The organism is Halobacterium hubeiense, from assembly GCF_001488575.1.
GTDB lineage: Archaea > Halobacteriota > Halobacteria > Halobacteriales > Halobacteriaceae > Halobacterium > Halobacterium hubeiense.
Genome location: NZ_LN831302.1, coordinates 724,584 through 736,984, shown reverse-complemented (window position 1 = coordinate 736,984; position 12,401 = coordinate 724,584). Strand labels below are relative to the sequence as shown.

12 protein-coding genes are annotated in these 12,401 nt (G+C 69.9%); 4 read left to right on the top strand and 8 right to left on the bottom strand.

Annotated elements, in window-relative coordinates; genetic code table 11:
* The first annotated feature begins 69 nt into the window (after nt 1-69).
* Nucleotides 70-1,944, top strand: a complete 1,875-nt coding sequence (locus tag HHUB_RS03770) for a hybrid sensor histidine kinase/response regulator (RefSeq protein WP_059056268.1) — start codon at nt 70-72, stop codon at nt 1,942-1,944.
* A 78-nt stretch (nt 1,945-2,022) separates the two neighbouring features.
* Here HHUB_RS03770 and HHUB_RS17005 read toward each other — a convergent pair whose 3' ends face one another.
* Entirely contained in the window at nt 2,023-2,178 is a 156-nt protein-coding gene (locus HHUB_RS17005; RefSeq protein ID WP_169793386.1) for a DUF7563 family protein, read from the bottom strand.
* A 122-nt stretch (nt 2,179-2,300) separates the two neighbouring features.
* Here HHUB_RS17005 and HHUB_RS17220 point away from each other — a divergent pair, with 122 nt between their 5' ends.
* Nucleotides 2,301-2,609, top strand: a complete 309-nt coding sequence (locus tag HHUB_RS17220) for a hypothetical protein (RefSeq protein WP_059056267.1) — start codon at nt 2,301-2,303, stop codon at nt 2,607-2,609.
* Nucleotides 2,610-2,708: 99 nt separating this feature from the next.
* The gene (locus HHUB_RS03760) at nt 2,709-3,383 is read left to right on the top strand and encodes an HD domain-containing protein (protein ID WP_059056266.1); all 675 of its coding nucleotides are present in this window, start codon (nt 2,709-2,711) and stop codon (nt 3,381-3,383) included.
* On the opposite strand, the gene HHUB_RS03755 is transcribed toward HHUB_RS03760, so the two are convergent.
* From HHUB_RS03755 to HHUB_RS03745, 3 genes are read right to left on the bottom strand one after another with little or no spacing between them, the layout of a single operon-like run.
* On the bottom strand, nt 3,384-4,016 hold the full coding sequence (locus HHUB_RS03755) for a LysE family translocator (RefSeq protein WP_059056265.1): 633 nt from the start codon (nt 4,014-4,016) through the stop codon (nt 3,384-3,386).
* 37 nt (nt 4,017-4,053) lie between these two features.
* Nucleotides 4,054-4,764, bottom strand: a complete 711-nt coding sequence (locus HHUB_RS03750; protein ID WP_059056264.1) for a TMEM165/GDT1 family protein — start codon at nt 4,762-4,764, stop codon at nt 4,054-4,056.
* Nucleotides 4,761-5,444 (bottom strand): metal-dependent transcriptional regulator, encoded by a 684-nt coding sequence (locus HHUB_RS03745; protein ID WP_059056263.1) that lies wholly within the window; start codon nt 5,442-5,444, stop codon nt 4,761-4,763. The genes HHUB_RS03750 and HHUB_RS03745 overlap by 4 nt, the downstream gene beginning before the upstream one ends.
* A gap of 112 nt (nt 5,445-5,556) precedes the next feature.
* Here HHUB_RS03745 and HHUB_RS03740 point away from each other — a divergent pair, with 112 nt between their 5' ends.
* The gene (locus HHUB_RS03740) at nt 5,557-6,732 is read left to right on the top strand and encodes an outer membrane protein assembly factor BamB family protein (protein ID WP_059056262.1); all 1,176 of its coding nucleotides are present in this window, start codon (nt 5,557-5,559) and stop codon (nt 6,730-6,732) included.
* A gap of 18 nt (nt 6,733-6,750) precedes the next feature.
* Here HHUB_RS03740 and HHUB_RS03735 read toward each other — a convergent pair whose 3' ends face one another.
* The 4 genes from HHUB_RS03735 to HHUB_RS03720 form a co-directional block, all read right to left on the bottom strand.
* Nucleotides 6,751-9,480: a TRAP transporter permease gene (locus HHUB_RS03735; RefSeq protein ID WP_059056261.1), complete on the bottom strand. Its 2,730-nt coding sequence runs from the start codon at nt 9,478-9,480 to the stop codon at nt 6,751-6,753.
* Complete coding sequence (locus HHUB_RS03730; RefSeq protein WP_059056260.1) at nt 9,473-9,967, bottom strand: DUF1850 domain-containing protein; 495 nt, start codon at nt 9,965-9,967, stop codon at nt 9,473-9,475. The genes HHUB_RS03735 and HHUB_RS03730 overlap by 8 nt, the downstream gene beginning before the upstream one ends.
* An 87-nt stretch (nt 9,968-10,054) precedes the next feature.
* Nucleotides 10,055-11,002, bottom strand: a complete 948-nt coding sequence (locus HHUB_RS03725; RefSeq protein WP_059056259.1) for a TAXI family TRAP transporter solute-binding subunit — start codon at nt 11,000-11,002, stop codon at nt 10,055-10,057.
* A gap of 147 nt (nt 11,003-11,149) precedes the next feature.
* The gene (locus HHUB_RS03720) at nt 11,150-12,343 is read right to left on the bottom strand and encodes a threonine synthase (protein WP_059056258.1); all 1,194 of its coding nucleotides are present in this window, start codon (nt 12,341-12,343) and stop codon (nt 11,150-11,152) included.
* Nucleotides 12,344-12,401 lie beyond the last annotated feature (58 nt).

The following is a 12,401-nucleotide window of genomic DNA, read 5'->3' as shown; positions in this document are numbered from 1 at the left end:
AGGGCTGCAGCGCGGACGTCGATTGAGGGGACCGGCAGACCCGTTAATCTGTAGCGCGTACGGAGGACAATGACCGAGACCATCCGCGTCCTCCACGTCGACGACGAGCCGGGGTTCGCGGAGATGGCCGGCGAGTTCCTCGAACGCGAGGACGACCGCATCGAGGTCGTGACGGCCGCCGACGCCAGCGACGGATGCGGGATTCTCGCCGAGGACGACGTCGACTGCGTCGTCTCCGACTTCGACATGCCGGGGAAGAACGGCATCGAGTTCCTCGAAGCCGTCCGCGACGACTATCCCGACCTTCCATTCATCCTCTTCACCGGGAAGGGCTCCGAGGAGGTCGCCAGCGACGCCATCTCCGCGGGCGCGACCGACTACCTCCAGAAGGAGGCGGGCACCGACCAGTACACGATTCTGGCGAACCGCGTGCTGAACTACGTGGACACGGCGCGCGCGAACGCCCACCGGCAGCGCCAGCTGGACGCCATCGAGGCCGCCGAGGAGGGCATCAGCATCCTCGACGCGGACGGCGAGTTCATGTACGTCAACGAGGCGTACGCCGACCTCTACGGCTACGAGGCCGACGATCTCGTCGGCGAGCACTGGCGAATCCTGTACCCCGACGGCGCGGTGTCGCGCGTCGAGAACGAGATCCTCCCGCACGTCAGGGACACGGGCGTGTGGAGCGGGCAGACGACGGGGCTGCGGGCGGACGGCGAGACGTTCGTCGAGGACCACACGCTGGCCCAGACCGAGAACGACGAACTCGTCTGCACGGTGCGGGACGTCACGGAGGACCGCGAGCGCGGGCAGGCGCTGGCGGCGCTGCACGACGCGGCAACGGACCTGGAAGCGGCCGACACGAACGGCGAGGTGTACGAGATTCTCGTGGACGCCGCCGAGCACATCCTCGACTTCGACCTCGTGGCCGTGGACATCCACGAGGGCGACGCGCTCGTGCAGGCGGCGTGGTCGCTGGACGCCGACACCGAGGGGTACTGGGAGGTGACGCCGCTGGACGAGGACACGTTCGCGACGCGGGCGTACCGCCGGCAGGAGACCATCGTCGCCGACGACCTCCGGGAGTACGAGATTACGCCCGCCGACCCCGACTACCGGTCGGCGTTGACGACGCCCATCGCGGACATCGGGACGTTTCAGGCGGTCTCCCGGGAGCCGGAGGCGTTCGGCGCGACCGACCGGGAGCTGGCGGAGCTGCTCGCGGGGCACGCCCGCGAGGCGCTCACGCGCCTGGAGTCCGAGCGCCGGCTCCGCGAGCGCACGGCTGAGCTGGAGCGACAGAACCAGCGCCTCGAGGAGTTCGCGACCATCGTCAGCCACGACCTCCGCGCCCCGCTGAACGTCGCGAGCGGTCGCCTCGAACTCGCTCGCGAGGACGGCGACAGTCAGAACCTCGCGGCGGTCGCGGAGGCGCTGGACCGCATGGAGACGCTCATCGAGGACACGCTGACGCTCGCGCGCGAGGGGCAGGCGGTGACCGACCGCGAGCGCGTCGACGTCGCGGCGGTCGCCGAGCAGTGCTGGGAGCGCGTCGTCGACGAGTCGGGGTCGCTGGCGGTCGTCGACGAGTTCGCGATTCGCGGGGACCGCGACCGGCTCCAGCAGGTGTTCGAGAACCTCGCCCGGAATGCCGTGGAGCACGCCGGCGACGACGTCACGGTTCGCGTCGGCGTGCTCGACGACGCCTCGGGGTTCTACGTGGCGGACGACGGCCGCGGCATCCCCGCCGAGGAACGGGAGGCGGTCTTCGGGCACGGGTACACGACCAGCGACGACGGCACGGGGTTCGGGCTCGCCATCGTGGAGGAGATCGCGGACGCGCACGGCTGGGAGGTCGAGGTCACGGACAGCGCCGAGGGCGGCGCGCGCTTCGAGTTCACGGGCGTGGAACTGGTCGAGGAAATCGCGGACGCGCAGTAGGTGCCAGCGACGCGGCGGGCGCGAGCAGCGGTACCGCGTGGTGGAGGGCAGGAGAGAAGCCGATGCGGCTGATGCTCGTTACGACCGGGTCGCGCGAGCCTCGCGGACGTCCGCGCCGTCCCGCACCATGTCCGGGCAGTCCGGGCAGACGCGGGGCTGTTCGACGCCGGGCGGCGTGAACACGCGGACGTAGTCCTTGGTGACGAACGACTCGCAGTTCTGGCAGAGCGGCATCTCGATTGGAGGGGATGAAGTGTCAGTATATATGTTTTGTGTGCGTTCCAGCGAGGTGAATAAATAGGTCTCGGGAGCCCGCGGAGCGAACGGCCTAACCGTCGCGGCCGCCTCCAGCCGGTATGAGCGATACGTTGGAGTCGCTGCCGGACCGGCCGCTGCGACAGCAGGAAGTCACCGCGCTCAACCACGCCGACGCGTTCTCGCTGGTGGTGCCCGTCGACCGCGAGGACGCCGTCGAGGCCGACACCCGCGAGCCCGTCGTCATCACCGAGCGCGTCATCCTCGGCACCGACGACTGGGTGACGGGGCTGGTGTACGACGACGGCTGGCTGGAGGTCGAGTCCGTCGCCATCGACGACCCCGACGAGGAGCGCTTCGACGCCATGCGGGACTGCGAGGCCGCCGTCGCGGACTACGACCTCGAGTGACTCACTGGGTCTCGGGAGGCCTGCAAAAGGCTAAAGAGAGAAACAAGCCTTCATTGTAGTAATGACTGTACGTGTACGCCGACTAACGGAGGTGAGACCGTGGGCGTCGAGATAAAGGAGTCGCCGGTCTCCGAGTCGCAGTTCGACGAGATGGCGGCGTTCGTCCGCGACTACCTCGAAGCCAGCGTGGAGAACGAGGACGACGGCGGGCGGATGCGGTGGTACCCGTGGCACTCCGCGGAGTACCGGTTCACGCACATCCGCAACGTCGTCGACCTCGGCGAGCGCATCGCCAGCGAGGAGGGCGCGGACGTCGACGTCGTCCGCGTCGCGGCGCTGTTCCACGACATCGCGAAACTGGAAGCCGAACAGGAGGAACACGCCGACGAGGGCGCGCGCATCGCGCGGAAGTACCTGGAGACCCACGGCGACTTCGCGCCGTCGTTCGTCGACCAAGTGTGTGCGGCCATCGCCGACCACTCCCATCAGGGCGACCTCTCGGAACTCCCGCTGGAGACGCGGTGTCTCATCGAGGCCGACGTCCTCGACAAGGCGGGCGCAAACGGCGCGGCGCTGATGCTGCTGCGGATGGGCTACGAGGCCCGCACGCACGTCGACGCCGCGGAGATGATAGACCGCGTGCTCGAACGAGGGGAGACCGCCGCCGAGCGCGTGGAGAGCGACACCGCCGACTCCATCGCCCACCAGCGCGTCAAGCGCGTGCGGTGGTTCCGGGAGTGGCTGGAAGCCGAAGTGCCGGGGATGCGCGAGTAGCTACAGCCCGGCCGCCCTTCTCAGGAAGAGTACGCCGAACAGCGCCAGCACTCCCGCGCTGGCGTACGCGACGACCGTGCCAAACGCGTCCACGCGCTCGCCGGCCGCGCGCAGCGACGCGGGGAACCCCGCGACCCACACGAGGATGCCGGCGAAGAACCCGGCGATGGTGAGCGCGCCGTTCGCGGCGGAGAGCTGGACGCCGAACGCCGAGAACTCGGTCGGGTTCAGCAGGCCGACGCCGGCGGTCAGCCACCACGTCACCTGGTAGGGGTTGGTGAGCGCGAGCACGAACGCCTTCCGGAAGCCGCGGCCCTCGGCGGGCTCGGCGTCGGAGAACGAGCCAGCGTCGCGGAACGCGCCGTACGCGTAGTAGAGCATCAACACGCCGCCGACGCCGACCATCAGCGTCCGCACCGTGGGCGCGTCCTGGATGAAGGCGACGACGCCGACGAGCGCGAGCGCGAAGAAGCACGCGTCGGCAGTCATCGCGCCCAGCCCCGCGAAGAAGCCCGCGCGCCAGCCGCGGGTGACGGCTTCCTCGGCGATGACGGCGTTCATCGGGCCGGGCGGCGCGGCCAGCGACAGCCCGAGCGCGAGCCCGGCGACCACGGAGACGGCGGCGTCGAACACGGCTACAGGTAGTCGCGGCCGGAGAAAAAGACGCCGGTTACGGCGTCAGCGACACCGGGAGCAGGCGGGCGACCGTCGCGACGATGGCCTCCCAGACGGAGACGTCGAACAGGAGCTGGAGCGCGACGTCGCCGGCGAAGAAGAAGAACAGCGCGGCGGCCGCGGCGTGCGCGCGGCGCACGTCGAAGCTCCGGGAGAACCGCGCGAAGAACATCGCGTTCAGCAGGCTGACGGGGACGATGGCGGCCATCTCGCCGACCCAGATGGCGGGCGCGGCGCCGTACTGGGTGGCCAGTCCGATGGTGACCATCTGGGTCTTGTCGCCGAACTCGCCGGCGAACATCATCGCGAAGATGGGGACGAACCCGCCGAAGTACGTGGGGATGGCGCGCCCGAAGATGGTGGCTTGCTCGAAGCGGCCGCCGAGCGCGACGACGCCGCCGTCCCCCTGCATCGGGCCGGATTCGCCCTCGGCGGGCATCGAGCGCAGCAGGACGACGCCGAACACGAAGAAGAGCACGCCCGTGATGGCGTCGAGGTAGACGCCGGGCAGCGCGCTGCGGAGCGCGTTCCCGACGACGATTTCGATGGCGGTCCAGATGGCGAACGCGGAGGTGGCGGCGGCGACGACGACCTTCGGGTCGTACTGCGTGGACAGCCCGGCGATGATGAACTGGACTTTCTCGCCGGGGAGGGCGGCCAGCTGCGCGGCGAACGCGATGGCGGCCAGTTCCGCGAAGCCGGTCACGCCTCGGTCACCTCGGCGTCGTCGTCGGCTGCGCGCACGCGGATGACGGTCGCGACGCGGTCCGGGAGGTGGACGTCCTCGCCGTCGGCCTCGACGACGAACAGCCCGATGGGGGCGTGCTCGCGGACGGCGAGTTCGGTGCCGGGCTGGATACCGGCGTCCTTGAGGTAGCGAAGCTCCTCGGAGTTGCGGTCGTCGACGCGCGCGACGACGACGCGGTCGCCGGCGGCGTGGTCCGCGAGCGCGGTGGTCTCAGGGTGTTCGGGGGGTTCGAGGTCGGCGCTGGGAATCGGGTCGCCGTGCGGGTCGACGGCGGGGTCGTCGAGCTTCCGGGCGAGCCGGCGCTCGAACTCCTCGCTGATGTGGTGTTCGAGCGCGTCGGCCTCGTCGTGGACCTCGTCGTACTCGTAGTCCAGGTGGTCCGCGAGGAACGACTCCAGCAGGCGGTGGTGGCGAAGCACCTCCAGCGCGACGGTCTCGCCCTCGGGGGTGAGTTCGACGCCCTTGTACTTCTCGCGGGCGACGAGCCCGCGGTCTTCGAGCTTCCCGACCATGCTGGTGACCGTCGGGGGCGTGACGTCGAGGTAGTCGGCGATGGCGGAGGTCTTCACCGGCGGGCCGCGCTCGCGCTGGAGCACGTAGACCGCCTTCAGGTAGTCCTCCATGACGTCCGAGAGCATTCCTTGTCGTGTTTTAGACGCGTCTAAACAAATAGTTGGCGGAGGCCAACTGTGAGCGCGAGGGGGCGCCGAAGGACAAGTTACCTGTAGTGTCCGCCTGACAGTCCCGCGTATGCCCCGCACCCGGCGCGCCCTCCTCGCCAGCACCGCCGCCCTCGCGACCGGCGCAGTCGCCGGCTGTAGCGGCCCCCTCCGGGAGAGCCGTCCGGACGCGACCGGTGCGTCCGACGCGTGGGCGACCAGACACGGCGGGAGCCGGCGGACCCGCGCCAGCGACGCGGCCGCCGTCACCGCCGCGCCCGCGAGACAGTGGCGCGACACCGACTTCCCGCAGTACGAGGGCGCCGTCTTCACGGCCGACGGCGGCGCCTTCGTTGTCGACACGCACGCCGTCGTCGCCGTCGCGCCGGACGGCGGCGTGCGCTGGCGCGACGACGCCGGCTACTACGGCCAGCCGCTGCTCACGCGCGACGCCGTCGTCGCGGACTCGATGGACGGCGGTCTCGTCGCGCTCGACCGCGAGTCCGGCGAGCGCGCGTGGACCGGCGCCAAGGTGGCGCCGACCGCACTCGCCGCCGGCCGAATTCTCGGTGACGCGGGCTCCGACACGATAGCCGCTGCACGACCCGGCGGGGGAACCGCGTGGTCCCGCGGCGCCGCTCACGCGGACCACGTGCCGGCCGTCGCCTGCGAGGGGGACACGGTCGTCGCCGCGTACACGTACCGTCACCGGCCGCGGGACGACGACACCACGGCGCGGACCCGGTCGACGGTCGTCGCATACGACGCCGACAGCGGCGACGTGCAGTGGCAGTTCGGCGTCCCCGGGACCGTCGAGCGACTCGCGGTCCGGGACGGGTGGGCGCACGTCGGCGCCGGGATTCGAGGGCTGGGCGCGGTGCTGTCCGCCGTCTCGCTGTCCGAGGGTCGCGTCGCGGTTCGCCACACGTTCCCGGGCGCGTGGTTCGACGGCCTGACAGTCGCCGGCGACCGCGCGGTCGCCGCCGCGGGGCCGCGGCTCGCGGGCTTCGACGAGCACTTCGACGGCCCCGTCTGGAGGGAGTCGTTGCCGGCGCGCCCGAGTTCGCTGGCCGCGGCGGGGTCGCTGGTGTACGCGACGTGGGGCGCGTCGGCCGACGGAACCGTCGTCGCGGCGTACGACCCCGCCGACGGGACGCAGCAGTGGCGGGTCACGCTGCCGACGGACTGGGGGTACGTCGCGGGCGCGACCGACGGGCGCGTGTTCGTCGCCGCGAACGACGACAGCGGACTGTACGCGCTCGGCTGAGGAAGGAGTGGAAGTGAGTCAGGCCGGGTCGCTGGCGTCCGCGGGCGTCGCAGCGGTGCTCTCGCGGCGGTTGCGCGCGAGCAGCGCGGCGAACAACACGAGGCCGACGCCGCGGAGCGCGAGGTCGAGCGCGAGCGGCACGGCGCCGGTGGCGACGCCGAACAGCCCCAGGACGTCGAAGGCGCTGGTGACGACCAGCGACGGCGCCATCAACAGTAGCGAGCTGACCGCGAACGCGGTGCGCTCGACGCCGCTCACGTCCGTGTAGACGAACCCGATGACCGTCGCGGCGAGCGCGATGACTCCGAGGAAGACGCCGATTACGGGGAGCAGAATCTCGGGGACGGAGTAGCTCAAGTCCAGCAGGTCAGCGACGCCGACGACGCTGAACTGCTCGCCGACCGGGAGGTCACCGGGGTTGCGGCGCAGCATCACGATGCCGGGCGTGACGACGAACGCGAACGGCACGATGGCCTTGTTCAAGGAGAGCTTGAACGCCTCGATGCCCGTCTGGAAGGCGTCCGACTTCGCCACCCCGGAGGCGGCGTACGCGGCAACCGCGACGGGAGGCGTGATGTCCGCTATCACCCCGAAGTAGAGGATGTAGAGGTGTGCGGCCAGCTCCGGCACGCCGAACGGCGTCAACACGGGCGCCAGCAGCACCGAGAGGATGATGTACGTCACCGTCGTCGGCATCCCCATTCCGAGGATGATAGAGGAGACGGCGGTGATGAACAGCACGAGCACCAGCGACCCGCCGGCGACCGACCGGATGAGCGAGACGAGGTTCGGGCCGAGGCCGGAGATGCTGATGACGCCGGGGATGATGCCGGCGGCGGCGACGGCGACGACGACCGGGACGGCCGTGCGCGCGCCGTCCTCCATGGACTTCGCGACGAACGTGCCGTAGCGGTAGAGCGCGTTCGACGCGAGACCGGGGCGGTTGACCGCACCGGCGGTCGTCTCGGCGGCGTCGTCGACGGCCTCGTCGAAGTTCAGCACGGTCGCATCGAGGCCGGGCCGCACCAGCATCGTGACGACGCCGGCCGCGATGGCGAGCCAGCCGATGTCACCGAGCACGGCGGCGAACGCCGCGGCCGCCGGCTGGGCACCGCTCCCGCCGCCGGTGAGCGCGGCGAGGATGCCGCCGCCGACCAGCAGCTCCGAGAGGAACGTCCCGCCGGCCAGCGCCGCGAAGACGACCGCGAGCATGCCGCGGGTCTCGTCGCCGTACGCGGCGACCAGCGCGAGTAGCGCGCCGATGGCGACGACCGTGAACCACGCCGACCGCGCGACCGACAGCCGCTCGATGATGAGGTAGTACAACAGCAGCCCCAGCGGCAGGAGGTAGAACCACCCCGACCGGAGGTGCGAGCGGATGTCCACGAGCTCGGACTTGTCGAGGCCGCCGATGCCCTGCTTGACGGCCTCGAAGTGGACCATCACCCAGACGCCGAAGAAGAACACGACAGCGGGGATGGTGGCGGCGACGATGACGTCCGCGAACGGCGTCTGCGTGTACTGGACGATGAGGAACGCCGCCGCGCCCATCACGGGCGGGAGAATCTGGCCGCCCGAGGACGCGGAGGCCTCGACGCCGCCCGCGAACTCCGGCCGGTAGCCGGACTTCTTCATCAGCGGAATCGTGAACGCGCCCGTGGTCACCGTGTTCGCGATAGAGGACCCGGAGATGGTGCCCATGAATCCGGAGGCGAGGATGGACGCCTTCGCGGGGCCGCCCTTTCGGGTGCCGGTGGCGCCGTACGCGAGGTCGATGAACCACTGGCCTGCGCCGGACATCTCCAGGAACGCGCCGAAGAGGATGAAGATGTAGATGAACTGCACGGAGACCGTCACGGGAATCCCAAACACGCCGTTCTCGGTGTTGTACCAGAGGTTCTGGACGATGTCCGGCCACGAGAACGACGGAATCGAAAGCACGCCGACGTAGGCGGCGTCCTGTGGGATGTAGAATCCGAACCGGGCGTAGACGATGAACAGCCCGACGATGACCATCAGCCAGAGGCTGATGGCGCGGCGGGTCGCCTCCAGCACGAGCAGGACGCCGACGACGCCCAGCACGAACGCGTAGGAGGTGTCCGCGAGCGGGCCGAGCAGGAACGCCAGCGGCTCCAATAGGGACGCCAGCGGTTCCACGACGAAGCTGAGCGCGTCGAGGTAGCCCAGCCACACCTCGGGGGCGGGCCGCCCGGCCTCCAGCCCGAACCGGCGCATCTCCTGAATCTCGGCGAAGTCCGTGATGAAGTAGACGGCGGTGAGCGCCGAGACCGCGGCGAAGACGACGTCGACGGGGGCGACGCGGTCGAGGTCGCGGTCGACCATCGCCCACGCCAGGAACGCGCCGACGCGGCGGACGCCGCGCGTGACGGGATGGGAGGCGCCGAGCCGGTCGTCGAGCGCGGCGGCGAACGCGACACACCGCCTCGCGACCGGACCGTCACCCGTGCTCGCGGGGTACAGCAGGAACGTGAGCACGAGCGCGAACGCCACGTGGACCGCGTTGGTTTGGAGGAGCTGGAGCCGCGCGAGCACGAACTCGCCGACGAGCGGGAGCGTGACCGAGAGCTCGGAGCCGCGCGCCGCGAGCCACATCTGGAAGACGGAGAACGCGACGCCGACGACGGCGACGGCTATCACGCTCCAGCCGCGTAAGCTGCGCTTGCGTTCTATCTCCTGCAGTACTGATTCGGCGTCCTCGGCCGGGGAGTCGGTTGGGTGTTCAGACATGGATAGCGTCGAGTGCGTCCGCCAACACCGAACGGTGGACGACGTGAACGTCGACTGATTCGGCGTCCGTCAGCGCTACGAGGTCGTAGGTCTCATCGCCGACGTGAAGCTTGTGCTTCGCCACGCGACCCGGAGCGACCGTCAGCCGCGTCGTGTTGCCGGGCGGGTCGTAGACGAACGTCCCGTTCTCCCGGGTGACGTTCGCGCCGCTGGGCAACCCCCAGCCGTAGGACTCGAACGCCATGCGAGTCATCTCCAGGCGGTCGCCACGGACCGTGTAGCCGTCGTAGACGCGCGTCTTCTCGACGCTGTGCGTGTACTCGAGTGCGACCGTGGTGCCGTCCTCGACCGGGGCGTCGAGGTACTGCTCGCCGGTCTCGGTGTCCTCGACGACGAGGACGGTCTCGCCGGGCGCCACCGCGGCGACCGCGACCGAGCTGACCGCGAGAGCGACGACGGCGAGGACGGCGACGCGCGTCCGCCTCATGGGGACGTCTGTAGTGTCATCTGTGTGGGGTCGTGACGAGTGAAACGCGGTTCGAAGCGGCGGCCAGCGGCCGCCGCGAGTCGGGCGTTACTGGTCGAAGTACGCGGCCGCGCCGGGGTGGAGTTCGATGGACATCCCGTCCTGTGCGCTGTCCGCGCCGATGAAGTCCGTCTTGATGGTGAGGTCGTCGACGTTGTCGAAGATGGCCGCGGTGACCTCCTCGACGGTGCTGTCGTCGACGCTGTCATTGGTCGCAATCATCGCCTGCACGGAGACCGTCTCGACGTCCTCGCTGACGCCAGAGTACGTGCCGCCGGGGATGGTGTCGTTCGCGAACCACGACGCCGAGTCCTTGACGGCCTCGCGGTTCTCGCCGTCGATGGGGACGATGTTGAGGTTGTTCGTGTTCGCGAGGTCCGCGATGGCGCCGACCGGCCAGCCGCCGACGACGAACGCGGCGTCGATGTCGCCGTTGCGGAGCTGGTCGGCGGCCTGCGAGAACGACGCGTTCTGCTCCTCGAAGTCATCGACGCCGACGGCCTCCAGAATCTGGAGCGCGTTGACCTGCGTGCCGGAGCCGAGGTCGCCGGTGTTGACGGTGGCGCCGGAGAGGTCCGAGACCGTCTCGATGCCCGTGCTCTCCAGCGTGACGAGCGTGATGGTCTCGGGGTACAGCGTCGCGACGCCCATCAGGTTCTCGACGGGGTCGTCCTGGAAGGCGTCGATGCCGGTGCCGTTCTTCGCGAAGTACGCGATGTCGTTCTGGATGAGCGCGAAGTCGGCGTCCGTATCCGCGAGACTACCGACGTTCTCGACGCTGGCGCCCGTGGACTGGACGTTCAGCGTGTAGTCGGTGTTGTCCTCGACGACCGTCTTGAACTCGTTGGAGAGCGGGAAGTACGTGCCGCCCTGTCCGCCCGCGTGCCACGAGAGCCGGTTACCGTCGCTGCCGCCACCGAGACAGCCGGCGAGTGCCGCGACGCCGGTCAGACCGGCCGCTTGAAGGAACCGCCTGCGTGATTGCTGATTTGACATACGTACATTCGGACTCCCCCAGAACGTATTAAGATTTCGCTCTAACAGACGCGTTCGACGCCCAAAATCGGGTAACGTGGCCAGATATTATCTGATTTTGTAGTTGATATTTTCCGGAGTGGACGCGTGTCAGACTTCTGTTCGTTGTCAGATGCCCTTGCTCATCAGGTGCGAGCGCAACACGTCGGCGTCCTTGTTCGCCGTGCCGGTGTTCAGGATGACCACGGTGTCGTCCTCGCCGAACGCGCCGTCCTCGGCGAGCGCCGACGCGCCCGACGCGGCGGCCGCGCACGTCGCGCCCATCTCCAAGCCCTCGTGAGCCGCGACCTGCGTGGCCGCGTCCAGAATCGCCTCGTCGCTGGTGGCGACCGCGCCGCCGTCGCTCTCCCGGAGCGCCTCCAGGACGAGCGGGCTGGCGCCCGGGTCCGGAATCTCGATGCCGCCGCAGATGGTGTCCGGGGTGTCCCACGGCTCGTGGACGTCGCGGCCCTCCTGGAACGCGCGGACGATGGGCGCACAGCCCTCCGCCTGCGCGGCGTACATCGCCGGGAGGTCGTCGGTGAGCCCGAGGTCGCGGAGCTCCTTCGCCGCCTTGTGCATCCCGACGAGGCCGACGCCGCCGCCGGTCGGGTAGACCACGTGGTCGGGGGTCTCCCAGTCGAGCTGTTCGGCGGTCTCGTAGTACATCGTCTTCTTGCCCTCGTGTCGGTACGGCGTCTCGAAGGTCTTCACCGAGTACCAGTCGTCGTGCTCGTCCATCGCGTCGTCGAAGGCCGCCCCTGCGTCCCCGATGCGGCCCTCCACGATGGTCATGTCCCCGCCGTGGACGTTCACCATCGCCTTGTTCGCGAAGCCGGAGCGCGACGGCAGGAAGACGTGCGAGTCGATGCCCGCGCGGCCCGCGTACGCGGCCGCCGACTGCCCGGCGTTGCCCGCGGACGCGAGCGCCACGTCGCTGGCGCCGTGCTGAGCGGCGGCGGTGACGGCGACCGTCTGCCCGCGGTCCTTGAACGTCCCCGTCGGGTTGCGGCCCTCGTCTTTGACGTACACCTCACCGACGCCCATCTCGTCGGCGAGCGTCGGGCACTCCACGAGCGCGGTCGCGCCCTCGCCCATCGACACCGCGGCGTCCCGCGAGAACGGCAGCAGCTCCTCGTAGCGCCACATCGAGTCGAATCGCCGCGACTCGAAGGTCTCCCGGGTGACGTCGAGGCTGTCGTAGTCGTAGGTCGGGTCGAGGATGCCCCCGCAGTCCGGACAGCGGTGGGTCGCCTCGGCCGCGTCGAACGTCTCCTCGCAGTCTACGCACCGAAGCCCCTCGAAGGCCGGCGTCGTCTCCATGTGCGGGCCTTCACAGCGGGCGCGAAAAGCCCTGTCCCTTCCGGCGCGGCCGCCCCGA

Bases quoted from the DNA above. Each gene is read 5' to 3' on its own strand.
- HHUB_RS03725 (WP_059056259.1), bottom strand. From the start codon at position 11,002: ATGTCAAATCAGCAATCACGCAGGCGGTTCCTTCAAGCGGCCGGTCTG.
- HHUB_RS03740 (WP_059056262.1), top strand. From the start codon at position 5,557: ATGCCCCGCACCCGGCGCGCCCTCCTCGCCAGCACCGCCGCCCTCGCG.
- HHUB_RS03735 (WP_059056261.1), bottom strand. From the start codon at position 9,480: ATGTCTGAACACCCAACCGACTCCCCGGCCGAGGACGCCGAATCAGTA.
- HHUB_RS03730 (WP_059056260.1), bottom strand. From the start codon at position 9,967: ATGAGGCGGACGCGCGTCGCCGTCCTCGCCGTCGTCGCTCTCGCGGTC.
- HHUB_RS17005 (WP_169793386.1), bottom strand. From the start codon at position 2,178: ATGCCGCTCTGCCAGAACTGCGAGTCGTTCGTCACCAAGGACTACGTC.
- HHUB_RS03745 (WP_059056263.1), bottom strand. From the start codon at position 5,444: ATGCTCTCGGACGTCATGGAGGACTACCTGAAGGCGGTCTACGTGCTC.
- HHUB_RS03770 (WP_059056268.1), top strand. From the start codon at position 70: ATGACCGAGACCATCCGCGTCCTCCACGTCGACGACGAGCCGGGGTTC.
- HHUB_RS03720 (WP_059056258.1), bottom strand. From the start codon at position 12,343: ATGGAGACGACGCCGGCCTTCGAGGGGCTTCGGTGCGTAGACTGCGAG.
- HHUB_RS17220 (WP_059056267.1), top strand. From the start codon at position 2,301: ATGAGCGATACGTTGGAGTCGCTGCCGGACCGGCCGCTGCGACAGCAG.